22 protein-coding genes and 1 pseudogene are annotated in these 19083 nt (G+C 27.2%); 3 read left to right on the forward strand and 20 right to left on the reverse strand.

Features of this window, described 5'->3' with window-relative positions; all coding sequences use genetic code 11:
- Positions 1 to 12 precede the first annotated feature (12 nt).
- The 10 genes and pseudogenes from O6B72_RS01820 to pgp3 form a co-directional block, all read right to left on the reverse strand.
- Positions 13 to 774 (reverse strand): TIGR02757 family protein, encoded by a 762-nt coding sequence (locus tag O6B72_RS01820; RefSeq protein WP_269484956.1) that lies wholly within the window; start codon positions 772 to 774, stop codon positions 13 to 15.
- Positions 774 to 1349, reverse strand: a complete 576-nt coding sequence (gene rsmD / locus O6B72_RS01825) for a 16S rRNA (guanine(966)-N(2))-methyltransferase RsmD (protein WP_269492035.1) — start codon at positions 1347 to 1349, stop codon at positions 774 to 776. The genes O6B72_RS01820 and rsmD overlap by 1 nt, the downstream gene beginning before the upstream one ends.
- Complete coding sequence (locus O6B72_RS01830; RefSeq protein ID WP_269492036.1) at positions 1342 to 1668, reverse strand: hypothetical protein; 327 nt, start codon at positions 1666 to 1668, stop codon at positions 1342 to 1344. The genes rsmD and O6B72_RS01830 overlap by 8 nt, the downstream gene beginning before the upstream one ends.
- A gap of 2 nt (positions 1669 to 1670) precedes the next feature.
- Positions 1671 to 2639 carry an SAM-dependent methyltransferase gene (locus tag O6B72_RS01835; RefSeq protein WP_269486579.1) on the reverse strand — a complete coding sequence of 323 codons (969 nt, stop codon included), beginning with the start codon at positions 2637 to 2639 and terminating at the stop codon, positions 1671 to 1673.
- A 5-nt stretch (positions 2640 to 2644) separates the two neighbouring features.
- Positions 2645 to 3805, reverse strand: coding sequence for an aspartate aminotransferase family protein (locus O6B72_RS01840; protein WP_269492037.1), 1161 nt, complete (start codon positions 3803 to 3805; stop codon positions 2645 to 2647).
- On the reverse strand, positions 3802 to 4422 hold the full coding sequence (locus O6B72_RS01845; protein ID WP_258298862.1) for a trimeric intracellular cation channel family protein: 621 nt from the start codon (positions 4420 to 4422) through the stop codon (positions 3802 to 3804). Before O6B72_RS01845 ends, O6B72_RS01840 begins: the two co-directional genes overlap by 4 nt.
- Positions 4423 to 4486: 64 nt before the next feature.
- Positions 4487 to 5551 carry a sensor histidine kinase gene (locus O6B72_RS01850; protein WP_269492038.1) on the reverse strand — a complete coding sequence of 355 codons (1065 nt, stop codon included), beginning with the start codon at positions 5549 to 5551 and terminating at the stop codon, positions 4487 to 4489.
- A 61-nt stretch (positions 5552 to 5612) separates the two neighbouring features.
- Positions 5613 to 6271 (reverse strand): annotated as a pseudogene (locus O6B72_RS01855) (response regulator transcription factor).
- A gap of 40 nt (positions 6272 to 6311) precedes the next feature.
- Entirely contained in the window at positions 6312 to 6854 is a 543-nt protein-coding gene (locus tag O6B72_RS01860; RefSeq protein ID WP_269489721.1) for a hypothetical protein, read from the reverse strand.
- A 90-nt stretch (positions 6855 to 6944) separates the two neighbouring features.
- Positions 6945 to 7760: a peptidoglycan metallopeptidase Pgp3 gene (gene pgp3, locus O6B72_RS01865; RefSeq protein ID WP_269489720.1), complete on the reverse strand. Its 816-nt coding sequence runs from the start codon at positions 7758 to 7760 to the stop codon at positions 6945 to 6947.
- Between the two features lie 108 nt (positions 7761 to 7868).
- Here pgp3 and O6B72_RS01870 point away from each other — a divergent pair, with 108 nt between their 5' ends.
- Complete coding sequence (locus O6B72_RS01870; protein ID WP_244078636.1) at positions 7869 to 8576, forward strand: lipid-binding SYLF domain-containing protein; 708 nt, start codon at positions 7869 to 7871, stop codon at positions 8574 to 8576.
- Between the two features lie 95 nt (positions 8577 to 8671).
- On the opposite strand, the gene glyS is transcribed toward O6B72_RS01870, so the two are convergent.
- The 10 genes from glyS to O6B72_RS01920 form a co-directional block, all read right to left on the reverse strand.
- On the reverse strand, positions 8672 to 10693 hold the full coding sequence (gene glyS, locus O6B72_RS01875) for a glycine--tRNA ligase subunit beta (protein WP_269492039.1): 2022 nt from the start codon (positions 10691 to 10693) through the stop codon (positions 8672 to 8674).
- Positions 10677 to 10799, reverse strand: coding sequence for a hypothetical protein (locus O6B72_RS01880; protein WP_016647240.1), 123 nt, complete (start codon positions 10797 to 10799; stop codon positions 10677 to 10679). Before O6B72_RS01880 ends, glyS begins: the two co-directional genes overlap by 17 nt.
- Complete coding sequence (locus O6B72_RS01885; protein ID WP_269492040.1) at positions 10796 to 12112, reverse strand: endonuclease/exonuclease/phosphatase family protein; 1317 nt, start codon at positions 12110 to 12112, stop codon at positions 10796 to 10798. The genes O6B72_RS01880 and O6B72_RS01885 overlap by 4 nt, the downstream gene beginning before the upstream one ends.
- The gene (locus tag O6B72_RS01890) at positions 12109 to 12576 is read right to left on the reverse strand and encodes a tRNA (cytidine(34)-2'-O)-methyltransferase (RefSeq protein WP_269492041.1); all 468 of its coding nucleotides are present in this window, start codon (positions 12574 to 12576) and stop codon (positions 12109 to 12111) included. Before O6B72_RS01890 ends, O6B72_RS01885 begins: the two co-directional genes overlap by 4 nt.
- Positions 12576 to 13415: a formyltetrahydrofolate deformylase gene (gene purU, locus O6B72_RS01895; RefSeq protein WP_101636803.1), complete on the reverse strand. Its 840-nt coding sequence runs from the start codon at positions 13413 to 13415 to the stop codon at positions 12576 to 12578. The genes O6B72_RS01890 and purU overlap by 1 nt, the downstream gene beginning before the upstream one ends.
- Positions 13416 to 13486: 71 nt before the next feature.
- On the reverse strand, positions 13487 to 14617 hold the full coding sequence (locus O6B72_RS01900) for a tRNA nucleotidyltransferase/poly(A) polymerase family protein (protein ID WP_269492042.1): 1131 nt from the start codon (positions 14615 to 14617) through the stop codon (positions 13487 to 13489).
- Positions 14574 to 14966, reverse strand: a complete 393-nt coding sequence (locus O6B72_RS01905) for a CiaD-like domain-containing protein (RefSeq protein ID WP_101636805.1) — start codon at positions 14964 to 14966, stop codon at positions 14574 to 14576. Before O6B72_RS01905 ends, O6B72_RS01900 begins: the two co-directional genes overlap by 44 nt.
- Positions 14963 to 15190, reverse strand: coding sequence for a hypothetical protein (locus O6B72_RS01910; RefSeq protein WP_257876484.1), 228 nt, complete (start codon positions 15188 to 15190; stop codon positions 14963 to 14965). Before O6B72_RS01910 ends, O6B72_RS01905 begins: the two co-directional genes overlap by 4 nt.
- The gene (leuB, locus tag O6B72_RS01915) at positions 15177 to 16253 is read right to left on the reverse strand and encodes a 3-isopropylmalate dehydrogenase (protein ID WP_258298854.1); all 1077 of its coding nucleotides are present in this window, start codon (positions 16251 to 16253) and stop codon (positions 15177 to 15179) included. The genes O6B72_RS01910 and leuB overlap by 14 nt, the downstream gene beginning before the upstream one ends.
- A gap of 3 nt (positions 16254 to 16256) precedes the next feature.
- Complete coding sequence (locus O6B72_RS01920) at positions 16257 to 16742, reverse strand: 3-isopropylmalate dehydratase small subunit (RefSeq protein WP_101636808.1); 486 nt, start codon at positions 16740 to 16742, stop codon at positions 16257 to 16259.
- A gap of 267 nt (positions 16743 to 17009) precedes the next feature.
- On the opposite strand from O6B72_RS01920, the gene O6B72_RS01925 reads away from it, so the two are divergent.
- Both O6B72_RS01925 and O6B72_RS01930 read left to right on the forward strand, forming a co-directional pair.
- Positions 17010 to 17471: a hypothetical protein gene (locus O6B72_RS01925; RefSeq protein ID WP_269492043.1), complete on the forward strand. Its 462-nt coding sequence runs from the start codon at positions 17010 to 17012 to the stop codon at positions 17469 to 17471.
- A 127-nt stretch (positions 17472 to 17598) separates the two neighbouring features.
- On the forward strand, positions 17599 to 18897 hold the full coding sequence (locus O6B72_RS01930) for a dicarboxylate/amino acid:cation symporter (protein WP_101636809.1): 1299 nt from the start codon (positions 17599 to 17601) through the stop codon (positions 18895 to 18897).
- Positions 18898 to 19083 lie beyond the last annotated feature (186 nt).

The raw sequence follows: 19083 nt of genomic DNA on the forward strand, positions 1-19083 counted from the left end.
CTTTTTCTCCCGTTAAATATCTTTTAAAATTTCATCTATTTCGCCACTTTGACCAAGCCTATAAAGTCCAAAATCATATTTTATAGGATCATTTTTATCAAATTCTCTAAGTTTATTAGTTAGTTCTAATACAGCTTCAAAATCATAAGTTTTTCTACTCATTAAACCTAATTTTAAAGAAACTCTGTGTGTATGAACATCAAGTGGCATTAATAAATCTTTTTTATCAATACTTTTAAAAAGCCCCAAATCAATGTCTTTATCTCTTACCATCCATCTTAAAAACATATTGTATCTCTTATAAGGGGATTTTGGTTTTTTATCAAAGTTTTTACCAAAGAAAAACTCATAACCATCACTTCTATAATTGTTTAGTGAATAAATTGTAGAAATTAAATTATTAATACCATAGGCTAAATTTTCGCCTTTTTCAAAGCCTTTTTTTATCAAATTTTCTATATTTTTATCATTTTTAAGGCGTTTTATAGTTATAAATATCTCGGCAACATCGCGTGAGTTTTGAAACCTATATTTTTTATTTTTATAGAAATTTCTTATTTCATTGTCATTTTCATTTAAAAGTTCAAAATTTAAAGAATTTAAAAATTTAACTATCAATCTAGCATTTCCATAAGCAAACAAAGCACTAATTAATGCGATATTTGGCTCTTTAAACTTAGCAGCAACCCAAAGTGGGTCTGGATTTGCATACAAATTTTCTTTGCAATTTTTAATATCAGCGTGATAATCAAGTAAGGTTTTAAGGTTTTGCATTAAATTTCTTTTTTAAAATAAGTCATGCTTGTTTTTCCAAATTTTTTTGATTTAAAAAGCTTAAATTTGCCTATTATTTCATCAAATTTAACATCGCTATTGTGCTCAATTGCCACTAAAAAAGCATTGTAATTAGATAAATTTTTTATTGTTTCACACACTTTTTTATAAATATCGTCATAGCCATCTCTTATGTCAAATGGCGGATCAAAATAGATTATAAACTCATCATTATTTTCTTTTAAAAGAGTTTGTAAGCCATTAAAACAATCACTGTTAATTGCGATTAAATCACTGCTTATGCCTTTAAAATTTGATTTTAAAATTTCAAATGCAGCCTTATCTTTTTCAAAACCATAGCATTTTTTCGCACCATTGCTTAATGCCTCAGTCGCCATTACGCCGCTTCCTGCAAACATCTCTATAAATATTTTATCTGCAAACTCAAATCTAAAAGTATCAAAAAAAGAGCTTTTTACTAAGCTTTTTGTACTCCTAGTTGTTGTCTTTGAAGGAATTAAAAGTTTTTTTCCTTTAAATTTTCCACTACTTATTTGGGTATATAATTTATTCATAATGCTCTTTTACTAGTTTTATTAATTTTGACTTAAACTCATCTACAAGTAAAGATATTTTATCTTCTAAATTTTCTTTTAAATTGTTGTCTTTAACAATAAAATCAAACTCTTCAAGTGCATAAAGAAGATCTTTTTTACTAAAAGGAAGAGTAAGATATGGTGAATCATCTCCTATGTAAAAAACTCTTTTATTGCTTTTTTTGTTTATATCGCTTATGATAAAATCAGCCTCTTCTTCATTTACTAAATAATCTTTTAAAAAAATTTCTAAAGTCTTTTGCATAATCAAACATTCACAATTTACCGCAATTCTCACTTTTAATATCCTTTGCTAAACTCTATCATTTTAAATTTTTCACCCATTTCAATCATTAATCTTTTAAGCTGCAATACACCATTTTTATAGGCATTTTCACCAGCATTTTTAAGTAGAGTTTCTAAAATTTCATCTGCTTTAAAATTTATTAATGCCTTGCTTTGAGAGCAAAAATTCTCAAATTGTACATCTTTAAATTTTAAAAACTCATCTTTAATATTTCTAAAAACAAGATTATAAGTAATATCGCTTTTTTGATAAAATTCTTTTAAATTTTTAATATCAAAAAAATTATAAACTTGATGTTTTGAAAAAACCCTTAAAGTAAAATCATCTCTTGGTGTAAAATCTCCATAATCAAAACTTAAAAATCTAAATTTTTTTGAACTTTGATAAATTTCTAATAAAAATTTATCAAATTCCAAAACAACTTCACCTTTTTTAATGCCTTGTTTTTTAGCTAAATCTACAATTTCTTTTGAAGCCGTTTTAAATACAGGTTTAAAATTTTCAATAAACAGCATCTTTTCATTATCCACAACTTCGCATTTAAAAGTATCAAAAAGCTCATTTGATATAAAAAAAGCATTTTTAAACTTAGTCTCTTTTAGACTTGACAAATGATTTAGTTTTACTTCTTCTCCTATTTTATTTTCAAAATTTATTTTTTGAATTCTTCTTAAATTTTCAAACGGTTCAACTATAAAAAATTCAAAATTTTTAAGTTTTGTTTTATCAAAAGTATAAATTCCCTGGATTATATCACAAATCAAATGCCCTTCATTTGCGCCTATTTCAACTATTTCAAAATTTTCGTTAAAACTCATTATATATTTTGCAATACAAATTCCAAAAAAAGAACCTACGCTTACTGAGGTATAAAAATCGCCTTCTTTACCAATTTTTACACCTTTTTGATAATATCCATCTTCGCCAAAAAGCCAGCTGTCGATAAACTCACTAAATTTCATCTAGCCTATAAACATTTTAAAGATATTTTAAATCTTTTAAAGCCCTCTTTGATTTCATCTTTATCTATATTTAAAGGTGGTAAAAATCTAAGTATATTTGTACCTGATTTTAGTATTAAAAGTCCATTTTCAAGGCATTTTTTATAAATAATATCTAAATTTTTACTATCTTTTAAAACAAGTCCTTGCATAAGCCCAAGCCCGGTTCTTTTTTCAAATATCAATGGATAGTCTTTGATTATTTCATCTAAATGTTTTTGAAAATTTTTAATATTCTTATCAAGATCGCCACTTTTTTTAAGTTTTACAAGTTCATCAAGCGTTGTAAGTGCGACATTTGTTACTAAATGATTTCCACCAAAAGTACTTCCATGATCTCCAAATGTAAAAATATCCTCTTTGCTTACGCAAGCTCCTATTGGAACACCACCACCAAGCCCTTTGGCAAATGTTATGATATCTGGTTTGATACCATACTCTTTAGAGGTTACAAACTCACCAGTTCTATATACACCGCACTGAACCTCATCTGTTATTAAAAGTAAATTTCTTTGTTTTAAAACTTCTCTTAGCTTTGCAACACTATCTTTATCAAGAGCTTTTACACCGCCCTCACCTTGAACAAGCTCTATAATAACAGCTACAGTTTTTTCACTAATGTTTTCTATAATCTCATCAATTGAGTCAAAAAACTTAAACCCATCAGGATATGGTGCAAAATCTTTGGGATGAAATTTATCTTGTCCAGTTAGCTTCAAAGTTGCAATTGTTCGACCGTGAAATGAGTTTTTTAAAGATAAAATTTCATATTTTTTTTCTTTAAAATTTTTTGTGCCGTATTCTCTAGCAAGTTTTATCGCACACTCATTTGCCTCAGCTCCTGAGTTGCAAAAAAACGCGTATGTTTTATATCCTAGTAATTTTGATATTTTTTTAGCAAGTTTTTCTTGCGTTTCATTGTTATATAAATTTGAAGTATGAAGTATTTTTTTACTTTGTTTATTTATAGTTTTTAAAATTTTATCATTTGCATGACCTAAAGAACACACCCCAATTCCAGCTGCAAAATCAATATAATCTTTACCATTTTTATCTATTAAAACAGAATTTTTCCCCTCTGTAAAAACTATATCTTCTTTTTTATAATTACTCATTAAATAGCTCATTTTTCCTCCTCAATTTTTGGTAATCTCCAATTTTTCTTATGTGCAATCATCCTAAAAGCTACACCAAAAGCAAAAAGTATCATTATAAAAAACATATTGTTTAATCCAATTAAATCCATAAAATAATAAATTAGCCCAGTTACTATGCAAACTGTTCCATAAAACCCTGTTTTCATAAACCATGGAACTTCATTATACAACATATCTCTAAAAATTCCTCCGCCAACGCCATTTGCAAGAGCTATTAACAAAACTCCAAATATATTATATCCATACTCTAACGCAACCATTGAACCGACAATTGAAAAGCTAACTATATCTATAGCATCGCTCATAACAAAAAGTGTGCTTTTATCAAGACTTTCTCTTTTTGTATGAATTTTAAAAGCCATGGCAAATAAAATCACCGCCAAAACAATACTTATAGGCATATAGTGAGTAAAAGAATAAATATCTCTACCAACTAAAACATCTCTTAAAATTCCACCACTCAAAGCAGTTAAAAATGCAGCCATAAAAATGCCAAGTAAATCGCACTCTTTTTTAACTCCATATAAATAACCACTAAGTGCTGCTGATGCAATGCCAATATATTCAGTTAGAAGTAAAGCAGTCAATGTTTTCCTAATCTTAAAATTTAAAAGATATTTTACACTAAGCTTATAAAACTTAGTTTAAATTTTAAAATTCAAGTATAAATTTAGTTTTATTACCATCTGCTTTGCATGAAATTTTATAATTAAGTTCATCGCTGTATTTTTTAACCAAGCTTAGTCCGATTCCAAAACCAGCTTGAACTTTGCTAAATCTTGCATATTTTTTAAAAATATCATTTAAATTCTTAGCTTCTATTTTTTCTCCAAAATTTGAAATTTCAAATTTATTTTTATCTAAAAAAAGAGAAATTTTACTATTTTCATTGCTATATTTTATAGAATTTGAGATTAAATTATCAAAAATTACATCAAGTTTTTTTATATCAGTTTTTAAAGCCACACTATTTAATTTTAAATCAAAACTTAAATTTTTCTCACTCATCATAGGGCTAAAATAATTCATTTTTTCTTCTAAAAAGTCTTTTAAATTTACAAATTCTAAATTATTTGGTAAATTTTTTAAGGTTAGATTTATTAATTTATCATTTAAATAAGATAAATTTTTAGAGGCTTTTTTTATATTTAAAAGATATTTTTTTGGATTTTTATCAAACATTTCTATACTCATCAAAATCACACTTAATGGTGTATTTATCTCATGAGTTGCATTTTCTATAAAAGAATTTAAATATGAAATTCTATCAAATAAAGGTCTAAGCGAAAGGCGGATTATAAAATATCCAACAAAAGATAAAAATATAAAAGAAAAGATAAAAATAATTGAAATTTTAATAAAAAGAAGATTTATTTCTTTTTTATAAGTTTTGTTTTTTAAGATAACATTATAGTTTGAAACTCTTTTTTTAGCATGTATATTATCTGCTAAATAAAACTCTTTATTTGATACAAAAATATGCTTACTAATTTGCTTTAAGTCTTTTTTATCATCTAAAACAAAGTCTTTTTTTAAAATTTCTCCAGAATTTAAATCTTTTATAAAAAATAAAATATCCCCATTTTGAGTAAAATCGTAGTTTAAAATACTATTTTGTGTCTTTACTAAAAAATTTAACTCTTTTAAAACGCTTAAAAGCTCAAAACTGCTTTTTTGAATAATTAATTTCAAATTTGAATCGTATAAAGTTTTCATGAAAAAAATCAGACACAAAATACTACTGGCAAAATAAAGCAAAAAAATAGGAAATATAAATTTACGCATAAATATATCCTACTTTTGGTCTTGATGCTATTCTTTTTCCTAAATATTTACGAAGATTTCTTATATAAACTCTTAAGCTTAATTCGCTTGGAATTTCATCATAATCCCAAATTGAACTATAAATTTTTTCTCTAGTTAAAACACGATTTTTGTTTTGTAAAAAAGAGCTAAAAGGCGACTTTCTTTATTTGATAAATTAATAGCTTTACCATTTTTATAAAGTGTTTTTTTATAAATATCAAAACTAAGATTATCACCAAGATCTTCTAGTTGATTAGTTTTATGTGCATAATTTCACTTTATTAAGTTATTTACCCTAAGAAGAAGTTCTGCTAACTCAAATGGCTTTTTTAAGTAATCATCACAACCGCTTAAAAAGCCCTTATTTAAATCTTTTATATCATTTAATGAAGTTGTAAATATACAAGGCGTTAGTTTATTTGCATTTCTAAGCTCTTCTAGCAGTTCAAATCCATTTCCACCAATTACCTTAACATCAAAAATCCAAAGATCAAAGTCATTTTCATAAGCTAAATTTAAAGCTTTTTCATAACTTTTTACTGAAGTTGTTTCGTGATGATTTGCGTTTAAGTATTCGCAAATCATCTCATTTAGCATACTTTCATCTTCTAAAACTAATATTTTAGACAATTTTTAGCACCCACATTTTCTTTGCTTTTTAGGGTAATTTCTAAAAATTATCATCATTATATCTTTGGTAGCCGTAGTTTTCATTCATCATTTGGCAGTTTCTTCCTGCTTTTTGGCAATAATCAAATCTTGGGCAATCAAAGTTTTTATTACATCCGTTAAAGTTATTTTGACAATTTTCAAAATTTCCCATCATATTTTGATTGTATGCACAACCGCCGGAATTTATTTTGTTGTTAAAACCGTTTTTCTTAGCATTTTTTAGATATTTTGAGCAAATTTTCATATCAAATTTGGCTCTATCATTTTGGTTTAATTTAGCAAGTTCTGCGTAAGTTTTCATATGAATTTCATTTCTAAAAGCTCTTTTTTCCTCAGCGCTTTTATATTTTAAATTTTCTTTCATTTTATTATGAAGCGATAAACACTCTTTGCTCATATCAAGCCCATCAACACTTGCTTTTTTCTTTATCTCAAATCCTGCTTTTGCCAAAGAATCAGTATCGCCAAGCTTAATATCATCAATACTGTTTGCAAAACAAAGTCCCAAAGCAACTAAACCTGTTAAAATTAATTTTCTCATTTTTTCTCCTTTAATTTTAAATTTGACTGTATTATAAATAAAATTTGTAAAGTAAATGTTAATTTATTTTTTACAGATTTTATTTTTATATCATTCATCAAAAAGCGCGTAATTAACAGCCTCTATAAATTTTAAAGGCTCAACGCTATTTGCATTTACCATTATTCCAAAATGAAGATGAGGTCCACTTACTCTTCCCGTTGCACCACTAAGTCCGATAACTTCACCTTTTTTAACTAAATTTCCAACCTCTACATTAATTTTACTTAAATGATAATATTGTGAATAAATTCCGCCACCGTGATTAATCACAACCGAATTTCCAGCATAAAATCTCTCTTTTGCTATCATTACAACCCCATCATTAGCAGCTTTTATAGGAGTTCCAACGCTAGCTCTAAAATCAGTCCCTGAATGGTAGCTTTTTAAATTTCCATTAAAAACCCTTGCATTGCCAAAATTTGATGTAATGACTGAATTTATAGGAAGTTCAAATTTGGAATTAAATAAAAGTTTATCTGTTTTTGTTCTATAAATAGAATAAGCCTCTTTGCTTTCTTTTTTAATGCGTTTTAAATTTTCTTTATTTGGATTTGCTTTGCTGCTTGAAACAGTTATATTTTCTTTTTTATAACTACCCTCAATAAGTTTAAATTTTATAATTTGTTCGTCGTTATTAAATATATGTTTAACAATAATATCATTTTTATTTCTATAATTTGAACTAACAAAAGCTATTTTTTCACCTTTTTTAACAGGATTGTCAAGCCAAATGCTTTTTTTATCATTTATAAAAAGTTCTCCTGCAAACTTGCTATCAACTTTTAGAATTTCAGTTTCTCCATTTATAATCTCATTTGCATTTAAACCTAGCAAAATAGCTAGTAAAATAATGATTTTCTTCATTTTTGCTCCATTTTTATTAAATTTATGTTAAATTCTCATCTATTTAAAGACAAAATAAAATTTTATTGTTATAATAACATAAAACTTTATTTCAAAAGGATGTAGGATATGAAAAAATTATTAGTTTTTGCTTTTGCATTTTGCTTAAGTCTTAGTGCAGATGTTTTTCAAAACGAGCAGGTTTATGCTGCTGCTAATGTTGTAAAATCTTTTGGTTGTGATAACAACAACACAGTTTCTGAAAAATATCTAGAAAACGTCAAAGCTGTTGCAATTATCCCTGATGTAACTAGAACAGGTGCTATTGCTTCAACTCAAAGAGGAAAAGGTGTATTTTCTATGAGAGATTTAAATGGAAACTGGACACCACCAATTATGATAACATACTCAAGTTTTGGAGCAGGTCCACAAGTAGGAATAGAATCAGCTGATATGATACTACTTTTCCAAACAAGCAAATCTTTTAGGGATATCTTTAAAGGACAAGATTTACTTGGTTTAAATGCAGGTGGAACTATCGGAGAGGGAAGTATGGCAGGAAGAACTACTGATTTACCTGAAGTTTCAGCTTATATAGTAAAAACCGGTAAAACAAGTGGTGTTTATTTTGGAGCAAGTTTAGATTTTGGAAGAATTGTTATAGACGATCAAGCTACAAATGATTATTATGAAAGAATTTATGACTACCAAGATATTTTAAATGGCTCACCAAGAGATTCAAAATATACAAAGATGCTTAAACACGCTCTTAATGTATATTTAGCAAATGATAGAGAAAAATTTAGATGCGATATTGATAAATTTATCGTTAAATAAAACTTAAAAAGGTAGGATTAATTTCCTACTTAATTTTTACAAAACACTTTAGACAAAAAGCCAAGCATGTTTTAAACTGCTTGGCAAAATATATTTTAAAAACTTATCTCTTTTATATCGGCTACTTTTAAAAATGAATTATAAATTTGACCTATTATTGCAATTCGATTTGCTTTTAAGCTTTCATCATCAACATTTATCATAATCTCATCGAAAAATTTATCTATTTTTTCTTTTAATCCAAAAAGCTCATTTAAATAACTTTTACTATCTTTTAAATCAAGTTTTAAAGAGTTAAATGCATTATTTAATTCCTTTTCGGCATTTTGTGAGATTAAGCTATCATCAACTTTTTTAATTTCTTCATCTTTTATGATATTTGCAAGTCTTTTAAATGTAGAAAAATTTTCTTTAAAGCTTTCTTTTTTGCTTATTTCATCAAGAGCTAAAATTGAATTATTTAGCTTTTTTATGTCACTTTCACCAATTTTTAAACAAGCATTTATAATAGAAGTATTTACATCATAAACAGTGTTTAATCTATCAAAAATAAAATCTTGTAAAATTTGAATGTCAAATTTAGTATAGTTTGGAGAAATCTCTTCTAAAATTTTATTTAAATTAAAATTTAAATTTTTGTTTAAAACTATCTTTATTATTCCATTTGCAGCTCTTCTTAAAGCGTACGGGTCTTTTGTTCCGCTTGGAATTTTTCCAACTGAAAAAAGCCCCATTAATGAATCGAGCTTAAAGCTAAGCGCAACAATACTACTAAAAATAGAGCTTGGTAACTTACTTTTTTCACCATCTGGTAAATATTGCTCTTTTATAGCTCTTACAATATTTTCATTTTCTCCCATTGCTTTTGCATAATAACTTCCCATAATTCCTTGAAGCTCACCAAACTCATCTACCATCAAAGTTGTAAGATCAGCCTTGCTTAAAATAATTGCTCTTTCTAAAAGTTTTTCATACTCTTTTCCAACTTCTTTTTCAAGCTCGTTTTTATAAAGTTTTGCCAAATTTAGAGCAATTTTTATCTCTCTTAACTCCTTATCATAAATCGAGCCTAGTTCTTTTATATATAAAACATTTTTTAAACTATCCGGATTTAGACCGTTTTTGAGATCGCTTTGCCAAAAAAACATCGCATCGCTAAGTCTAGCTTTTAAAACTCTTTCATTTCCATTAACAATAAGAGAGTCATCATCGCAAACAGCATTACTTACAAACACAAAATTGTTAGTTAGTTTGCCATTATTAAAAACTGGGAAATATCTTTGATTTTCTTTCATTGATGTTATTATAACTTCATCTGGAACATTTAAAAACTCCTTATCAAACTCCCCTTTTAAAGCAGTTGGATGTTCGGTTATGGCTATTACTTCATTTAACAAATCTCTATCTTTTTCTATCTCAAATGAATTTGTTTTTTCTAGATTTTTAAACTCGTTTAGTATTTTTTCTTCTCTTTTTTTGGAATTTAAAATAATGCCATTTTTTGCAAGTTTTTCGTAATATTCATCAGCTGATTTAAACTCAACTAAATCATAGCCAAAACTCCTATGTGGATAAAAAGCAAGTTTTGATTTCACACCATAAATTTCCATTTCAACATTTTCATTATTCAAACAAACCATTAACGATCTAATAGGTCTTATGAACTCAAACTCTCCATTACCCCATCTCATCTCTTTTCCAAAATGGAGCTCTTTTAAAAAGTCATTTATCATATCAGATAAAATTTCTTTTACATCTTTTCCTTTTTGAGTGTACTCATAGTATAAAAACTCATCATTGCCTATTTTTTTAAATCCAAGTTTATCTTCATCTATACCACATTTTTTAGCAAAACTAACTGCGGCTTTACTCCAAATGCCGTCTTTTATAGCTATTCTTTTTGGAGCACCGATTTGTTCCACAACTTTGTCATCTTGTTTATTTGGAAAATTACTACTATCTAAAACCATTCTTCTAGGAGTAAAATCAAAACTAAAATCAGCCTTTATTTCATATTTTTCTAATACTTTTTGCCATTTTGGTAAAATGTTTTTATACTCCTTTAAAAAAGGAATTGCCGGGAGTTCTTCAACTCCAATTTCAATCAATAATCTCATCTTTTTTCCTATCTTTATTATTTTTATCTAAAATTTGTTTGTTCATACCAACTATTAAATATACCACAAAAAGTATAAATAATGTAGTTATAATAAAATTTATCATTTTACAATAAGCTCCTTACTGCCTTTAAAATTTGTCACAAAAACATTCTCAAAGGTCTGATTTTTACCATTATTGATTTTTTTATTAAAACTATGAATTTTAAATTTACCAAATTTTGTGTTTATATAGCCATTGAAAACATCACCGTTTATGCTTTTTAATACATCGCCATGTCTTGAATTTATTGGATTATCAAGCATAAAATCAGTCAAATTTCTAACTTTTCCTAGTTTCTTTATCTCAAATTTATCAACCTGAAAATTACCATTATGATAATTGGTGCTGTAAATTTTAACTTCTGCTAAATCAGAGAGCTCTATGTTGTTTTTTCTACTAAAAAAATAAACACCTCTTTTGTTTTCATCAGCCAAACTAAAGCCAAATTTATCTTTATAAACAACAGCTAAGTTTTTTAGCGTTAAAGGAAATAAAACGTCATCTTTTTCATAAAAATCATCAATTTTTTTTACATCGCTTATAAAATTTGGAGTTTTGTATTTAGAGTTTGTAACGATAGTAAAAAACAAAGGATAATGGTCTGAAACATTTAAATTTCTATTAAAATATTTTGAATTATTAAAAACATTAAAGCTATTTTTTTTATAAATTAAATTTGAATCTTTAAAAAAACTTTTACTAAGCAAAATGTGATCAATCGCTCGCCCGCTAATATGCGAGCTCTTTTTAGAAAAAAATGTGCTCCATAAATTTATCAAATCATTGTTTTTAGATATTTCTGCAACTAATGAATTTGGTTTAAATTCCGTATTAAAATCCCCTAAAACAATAGCATTTTTAGTATTTTTAGTGAAATTTTCTAAGGCTTTTGCATTTATTTTTCTTTTATATTCGCCATTTTTAAATGTTAGCAAGTGAGTTGTAAAAACACTAAATTTATGGCCCTCAAATAAAAAATCAGCCTTTAAAATATCCCTTGTTTTAACTTCTGTTATTTTTTTCACAGTTGTGTTATAGAAAGGAATTTTTGACATTATTCCAACTCCAACTGGGGCTTTTAAATCTTTTGAAAACAAAATATACTTATATCCAGACTCTTTAGCAAGTTCGTTTAAAACACTTTTATTCTCAATCTCTTGAAGAGCGATAATATCGGCATTTACATCCTTTATAATGTTTGAAATATTTTTAAGTTTTACTCTAAATTTAGCATTATTCCAATTTGTTTTAAAATCACTATATTCTGTTCCTTGAATAGTTGCGTCAAATAAATTTTCAACATTAAAAGTAGCGATTTTAAGCTCACCAGCAACTAAAAAATAAAAACTAAAAATTAAAGTTAAAAATAACCTCATAAGCTAATCTCACTAAAATTTTGCCTAATTGCCTCGTAAGCAATTATTCCAACGCTCATTGCTAGATTCAAACTTCTTCCATTTTTTCCCATTGGAATTGTTATTGCATTTTGCCAATTTCTTTCCATAAGCCACATAGGAAGACCTGTACTTTCGGCTCCAAAAAGTATAAAATCCTCATCTTCAAATTTAACGTCAAAATATTTTTTTTTAGCTTTTGTAGTAGCAAAATAAAATTTATTAAATTTATCCTCATAAAATTTTAAAAACTCATCTAAGCTATCCCAAATAATAGGATCAAGCTTCTTCCAATAATCTAGCCCAGCTCTTCTTACAGCTTTTTCTTCAAGACTAAAAACTGTTGGTTTTATAATGTGCAAATTTAAATTAGCATTTATACAAAGTCTTCCAATTGCACCTGTATTTTGTGGTATTTGAGGATTAACTAAAACAATATTAAACATTAAAAAATCACTGTTTTATTATTATAAACAAAAACTCTATCATCGAATACAAGTTCTAACGCGCTTGCAAGAACATTTTTTTCCACATTTCTACCAGCAACTCTCATCTCCTTCCAATTCATTTCATGATTTACTCTAATTATATCTTGAGTAATAATTGGCCCTTCATCAAGATCATTATTTACAAAATGAGCTGTTGCTCCAACTATCTTAACACCTCTTTCAAATGCCTGTTTGTATGGATTTGCACCTATAAATGCAGGTAAAAATGAGTGGTGAATGTTTATGATTTTCTTTTTGTATGCATTTACAAAATTTGGTGATAAAATTCTCATATATTTTGCTAAAACTATATAGTCAATATCATACTCTTTTAATACCTCTAATACCTTTTTTTCATGCTCTAATCGATCTAAATCTCCGGCCTCAACACAGTGAAATTTTATACCAAATTTTTCAACCAAATCTCTTAAATCATCATAGTTTGCAATAACAGATAAAATATTTGCATTAATTTCTTTGCTGTAATTTTTTATTAATAAATCACCAAGACAATGGGTTTCTTTCGTAGCCATAATAACAATATTTTTTTTCTTTGCTTCTATTAGCTCTATGTGAGCTTTTGAACCAAGCACCGCACTTAAAAGTCCAGTTAAAGCACACCTATCAATATCTTCATCAGTGTGAATTTCAGCCCTATAAAAAAACTTATTAACTTCATGATCTACAAATTCGTGGTTTTTAGCTATATTTAAACCAAATTTAAAAATAACATCTGAAATTCTATAAATTAGTCCTTTTTCATCTTCGCTATAAATTTTTAAAATATACTTTTTCATATAATTCCTCATTAAAATAAAGGTGTTATTCTACATAAATTTGGATAAATTTATGCTTTGAAACTCTAAAATTAAGCCATTTTAGTTAGATTAATTAAAAAATTATCCACCTCTTCTTCTTGCTTTTTTTTAAGTTTTTGACCTATTTCTTCATTTTTAAAACCAGCATTTATTATATCTTGTGCTTTTATTTTTGTTTTAAAAACATTATCATAAATATCTAATTTTTTAGCTTTTTGTATTAGGTCAAAACTATCAAGTCCTAGCCATTTTTTTAAAGGCATCTTAAGCGATATCATAAGCAAATCTTTTAAACTTGGATTTTCTAAATATGGTTCATTTAAAATTTTTTTAAATTTAGTACCTAAGTTTAATCTTTTTAGAACTTTTTCTTTGTTTAGGTTTAAAAAATTCAAAAGAATATAGAGAAAATACATCTCATTTTTAATAAATTTTGAACCATTTTCTAGCTTTTTAGACAAAATTTCAAGATTATTTTTTGAAATTTTAGACAAAAATAAAAACTCAAAAATATTAAGCTCATAAATAAGCTTTAATCCAACGTTTTGATGTTCTGCTTTAAAAAGCTTGATAAGTTCATTTTGAATTCTGTCACCACTAAGATCATCTAAACTTATTTTTTTCATTAAATTTAAACTTTTATTTTCAACCTTTAAATCAAATCTTGCGACAAACTGAACAGCTCTTAACACTCTTAAACTATCTTCACAAAAGGTATTTTTATCAACAACTTTTAAAATTTTGTTTTTTAAATCATTAATTCCATCATAAAAATCTAATACTTCACCACTAAAGATATTAATCATAATAGAATTAATAGTAAAATCGCGTCTTTTTGCAGCTATTTGTTCATTATTGCAAATTTTAACTTCAAAGCCACAATGTCCGTAGTTTACCTTATTTTCGGTTCTAGGCAGTGATAAATCAAAATTTTTATATTTATAAACAAAAAAACTTTTTCCAACACCACTTGCACCAAGCTTATTCATTAAAATTTCAAAGTCTTGCTCACTTATATCATAAATTTCTATATCAATATCAAAAGAATTAAGGCCTAAAAAATAATCTCTTACAAAACCACCTACAAAATATGCTCTTTTAGTGTGTTTTGAAAATAATTCTTTAATTTTTATAAAATCACTGTTTTTTGATATCGCTAATTCGTTTATCGATATTTGCAAGTAAAAACTCCATAAATTTCAAGCTCAACTCAACTCTTGCTTCAATATCGCCTCTATCAAAGCTGTTAAGTCCATCAAATAAGACTAAAATTCGCTCTTTTATTTTTAATAAGAATTCCTCTTGGCTTAAAATATTTACTGAATTTATCTCTTCTTGTTCTTTTAAAAGTTCGCTATATCCTTCTGTTTTTTGTAAATTATTATATTCTTTTTCTTCAGTACCATACATAGAATCTTTACTATTTTTATCTTTTTTATACTCAAGCTCATCAGAATTTTCATCAAAATTTAGTTGATTTGAATTTTTTAACTCTTCAATTATTTTTTTAGTGATTTCTTCTATTCTCATATATCCACAAGCCACCTTTTAAATTTTTCATTATCTTTTTCATCGGTACTTAAAAAAAGCTCCAACATTGGATTTTTTAATTTTTCCAAAACTCTTTTTAGGCAAAGTTTTGCCCTCTCATCATCTGGATAATTTTTTAGAATCTCTTTATATATCCTGCTTGCATCTAAAAAAAGTCCTTGAGACTCGTAAATTAAGGCTTTTGTAAAATTATCTTTCATCATCTGTTATGTAATTACTTATTATTGATCCCATATCGCCAGTAGTACAAACTTCTTTGGCTCCATAATTTGCAATATCTTTTGTTCTATATCCATCTTTTAAAGCTTTTTTTACAGCTTCTTCTATAGCTTTTGCTGCTTGATGCTCACCAAAAGCATATTTCAACATCATTGCAGCACTTAAAATTGTAGCGATAGGATTTGCGATTCCTTGCTTTGCAATATCTGGTGCACTTCCATGAATTGGTTCAAAAATACCAACTTTGCCCCCAATACTAGCACTTGGAAGTAGTCCGATAGAGCCACATATCATACTTGCTTCATCACTCAAAATATCACCAAATAAATTTTCTGTTAAAAGCACATCGAATTGCTTTGGATCTTTTATAAGCTGCATAGCTGCATTATCTACATACATATAATCAAGCCTAACATCTTCATATTTTTTTGCTACATCAGCAACTACTTCACGCCAAAGTTGGCTTGTTTCTAAAACATTTGCTTTATCAACTAAAGTTACTTTTTTGCCTCTTTTTAAAGCTGCTTCAAAAGCAACTTCTGCAATTCTTTCAATCTCTTCCTTTGAATAAACCATAGTATTATATGCATTATTTTCTTCTTTTTTTCTTGGTTGTCCAAAATAAAGCCCACCAGTTAATTCTCTAACAACAAGCATGTCAACATCTTTTAAAACATCAGGTTTTATCGTTGATGCATCAACTAATTCATCAAAAACTATAGCAGGACGAAGATTTGCAAATGCCCCAAGACCTTTTCTAAGTTTTAAAAGTCCACTTTCTGGGCGAAGGTTTCTTTCTAAATTATCCCACTTAGGTCCACCAATTGCTCCAAGTAATACAGCATCTGAATTAAGTGCAGCTTCAAGCGTTTCATTAGGTATTGGACTTCCTAAAACATCTATTGCTTCTCCGCCTAATAAAACATGTTCATAATTTAACTCAAATTCAAATTTGCTAGAAACCGTATCTAAAACCTTAATGGCCTCATCAACTATTTCAGGTCCTATCCCATCGCCTTTTATAATACAAATATTATATTTTTTCACTTTCTATTTCCTTAAAATATTTTCTTTTGCATAATTAATTAATCCACCTGATTTTAAAAGCTCTTGCATAAATTCAGGAATTGGTTCAAATTTATACTTTTCGTTTTTAGTCAAATTTGTAATCACACCACTATTTATATCTATTTGTAATTCATTATTTTCATCGATTTTATCACTTTCTTTACATTCAAGTATCAAAAGTCCTGTATTAAAACTATTTCTATAAAAAATTCTTGCAAAAGATTTGGCTATTATAGCACCTATTCCAGCTGCTTTTAAAGCTATTGGAGCATGCTCTCTGCTACTTCCACAGCCAAAGTTTTCCCCAGCAACAATAATGTCTCCGTTTTTGACTTTTTTAGAAAAATCTTTATCGTTATCTTCCATTACATGTGTTGCTAAAATTTTGGGATCTGATGTGTTTAAATATCTTGCAGCAATAATTATGTCAGTATCGATATTATCTCCAAATTTCCAAACTTTTGCCATTTTTTTCCTTAAAAATAAAATTGTAAGCTATGATTTTACCAAAAAAATATAAACTAGGCTTTAAAATTATTAAATTCCAGAAACAAACAGAATTGATAGAGCTATTTTATAAATTATTATCAGTGTTTAATTTTTCAAAATTAATAATAACTACTTTTAAAATTTCACAAAAATTTAACATTTTCTTCTTAAACTTTTATAAATTCTTATAATTATAAGGAGATTTAAGATGAAAGTAAAGCAAAAATTTGCAACACCAATTGCTTTGTGGAGTTTTTTAATAGTTGGATTAAGTGGGGTCTTAATATTTATGGTATCAAAACAAAAAACCTAATTTTAATACACGAATATGTTGGATTAATACTTATTTTAAGTATTTTTTTACATTCAATAGCAAATTTAAAGCCTTTTAAAAGTTATTTTGCAAAAGAAAAAGGAGTTATTTTTGGTGTTGTTTTTGTTATAGTTTGCACGGTTTTTTATCTATTTTATCCACAACCAGAAAAGATAAAAAAAGGAAAAATTTTAAATGATGTATTGCGAGTTTCTTTTAATAAGAGTGTTGATGATACACTTTCTTATTTTGATATAAACAAAGATAGTTTTTCTAAATTTTGCTCTAAGAATAACTTTGATTGTTCAAATTTACAGATAAATTTAAAAGAATTTGTCATTAAAAATTCAAAAAAACTTAAAGAATTAGCAATTGAAATTTTGACTTTAAAATAAAATTAAGCTTATTTGTAACAAATTTTCCATTTTAAAGGATAAAAACTAATAAAAATCATTTTTATAGCCATTTTAAAAATAAAACTTGATAAAATGAAACGATGAATTCATTTTAAAGGAGTGAGTAATGAAAAAAGTTTTTGGCTGGTATTTTAAAGCAAACTTAGCATATAGAATACTAGGAGCTTTAGTAATTGGCTCTATTATCGGAATGATAGTTCCAAAAGGAGTGATTTTATTTGGAAACACAACTTTACTTAGCATAATTGCACCATTTGGAGATCTTTTTATAAGACTTTTAAAGATGATAATCGTGCCAATTATTGTAGCTTCTCTTATCATGGGAACAAGTTCAATTGAGCCATCAAAACTTGGAAGAGTTGGTGGAAAAGCAGTATTTTTTTACTTTATAACGACTCTTTTTGCTATTGTCATAGGTTTAGCATGTGCTTTTGTTTTTCGTCCTGGAAGCGGGCTTGATCTAAGCGATGCATCAGTTGCTGTTTCTAAAACTGCGACCGCACCAAGTATTAGTGAGATATTTTTAAGCATAGTTCCTACAAACCCAATAAGTTCTATGGCAAATACAGATGTCTTGGCAATAATTTGTTTTTGTATATTCTTTGGTGTTGGCCTAGCCTTTTGTAAAGAAAGCAATGATGAGAGAATAAAAAACTCAGCAAATACAGTTTTTAACTTTTTTGATGGTGTTAGTGAAATAATGTTTAAAATGGTTAGATGGATTATGGAGTATGCTCCAATTGGTGTTTTTGCCTTAATGTTTACTGTGTTTAATAAAAGTGGAGCCGGAGCTTTCTCATCACTTGCAAATGTAACAATAGCACTTTATGTAGGACTTGCACTTCAAGTTATTTTAGTTTATTGTGGAATTTGCCTCATTATGAAATTAAATCCGGTTGATTTCATAAAAAAAGTAAAAGATCCTATGCTTACAGCTTTTGTTACAAGAAGTTCAAACGCAACTTTACCTATTTCAATGGATACAGCTGAACATAAAATGGGTGTTCCAAAAGGTGTTTATAGCTTTGTTTTACCTGTTGGAGCAACTGTAAATATGAATGGAACTACCGTTTATCTTGGAATTTGTTCACTTTTTATAGCAAATGCTTGTGGAATTGATCTAAGTATGGGGCATTATATAACTATTATTATTACTTCTATATTAGCAGCTATTGGAACAGCGGGAATTCCTGGAGCAGGAGCTATAATGCTTCTTTTAATACTTGAATCAATTGGTCTAAAAGTTGAAGGAAACGTTGCAATTGCTTATGGTATGATTTTAGGAATAGATGCTATTTTAGACATGGGAAGAACATCTATGAATGTCGTTGGAGATGTTGTGGCATCTATTTGGGTTGCTAAAACCGAAGGCGAACTTGATGAAAGTAAATGGGAGCACATTTAAATTTTTAAGAGGCCTTGTCCTCTTAAAATTTCATTAAATTTATAAACTCATCAAATAAACTTGTATGATACCCCTTAACATTTAACTAATAAATGTAAGCTTTTTTTAGACACAGGGAATAAACCATGTGCTAAATATTAAATATATAAATTTAGTATTTTGACACAGTTTTTAAGATTTTGTGCT

The sequence above is a fragment of the Campylobacter ureolyticus genome (genome assembly GCF_027277485.1).
In the GTDB taxonomy this organism is placed as follows: domain Bacteria; phylum Campylobacterota; class Campylobacteria; order Campylobacterales; family Campylobacteraceae; genus Campylobacter_B; species Campylobacter_B ureolyticus_B.

What these genes read in the sequence shown, in the direction of transcription:
- O6B72_RS01870 (WP_244078636.1), top strand. Translation starts at nt 7,869, where the DNA reads ATGAAAAAATTATTAGTTTTTGCTTTTGCATTTTGCTTAAGTCTTAGT.
- O6B72_RS01880 (WP_016647240.1), bottom strand. Translation starts at nt 10,799, where the DNA reads ATGATAAATTTTATTATAACTACATTATTTATACTTTTTGTGGTATAT.
- pgp3 (WP_269489720.1), bottom strand. Translation starts at nt 7,760, where the DNA reads ATGAAGAAAATCATTATTTTACTAGCTATTTTGCTAGGTTTAAATGCA.
- O6B72_RS01930 (WP_101636809.1), top strand. Translation starts at nt 17,599, where the DNA reads ATGAAAAAAGTTTTTGGCTGGTATTTTAAAGCAAACTTAGCATATAGA.
- O6B72_RS01860 (WP_269489721.1), bottom strand. Translation starts at nt 6,854, where the DNA reads ATGAGAAAATTAATTTTAACAGGTTTAGTTGCTTTGGGACTTTGTTTT.
- O6B72_RS01850 (WP_269492038.1), bottom strand. Translation starts at nt 5,551, where the DNA reads ATGAAAACTTTATACGATTCAAATTTGAAATTAATTATTCAAAAAAGC.
- rsmD (WP_269492035.1), bottom strand. Translation starts at nt 1,349, where the DNA reads ATGAATAAATTATATACCCAAATAAGTAGTGGAAAATTTAAAGGAAAA.
- O6B72_RS01890 (WP_269492041.1), bottom strand. Translation starts at nt 12,576, where the DNA reads ATGTTTAATATTGTTTTAGTTAATCCTCAAATACCACAAAATACAGGT.
- O6B72_RS01835 (WP_269486579.1), bottom strand. Translation starts at nt 2,639, where the DNA reads ATGAAATTTAGTGAGTTTATCGACAGCTGGCTTTTTGGCGAAGATGGA.
- O6B72_RS01820 (WP_269484956.1), bottom strand. Translation starts at nt 774, where the DNA reads ATGCAAAACCTTAAAACCTTACTTGATTATCACGCTGATATTAAAAAT.
- O6B72_RS01885 (WP_269492040.1), bottom strand. Translation starts at nt 12,112, where the DNA reads ATGAGGTTATTTTTAACTTTAATTTTTAGTTTTTATTTTTTAGTTGCT.
- glyS (WP_269492039.1), bottom strand. Translation starts at nt 10,693, where the DNA reads ATGAGATTATTGATTGAAATTGGAGTTGAAGAACTCCCGGCAATTCCT.
- O6B72_RS01910 (WP_257876484.1), bottom strand. Translation starts at nt 15,190, where the DNA reads ATGATGAAAGATAATTTTACAAAAGCCTTAATTTACGAGTCTCAAGGA.
- O6B72_RS01840 (WP_269492037.1), bottom strand. Translation starts at nt 3,805, where the DNA reads ATGAGCTATTTAATGAGTAATTATAAAAAAGAAGATATAGTTTTTACA.
- purU (WP_101636803.1), bottom strand. Translation starts at nt 13,415, where the DNA reads ATGAAAAAGTATATTTTAAAAATTTATAGCGAAGATGAAAAAGGACTA.
- O6B72_RS01920 (WP_101636808.1), bottom strand. Translation starts at nt 16,742, where the DNA reads ATGGCAAAAGTTTGGAAATTTGGAGATAATATCGATACTGACATAATT.
- O6B72_RS01905 (WP_101636805.1), bottom strand. Translation starts at nt 14,966, where the DNA reads ATGAGAATAGAAGAAATCACTAAAAAAATAATTGAAGAGTTAAAAAAT.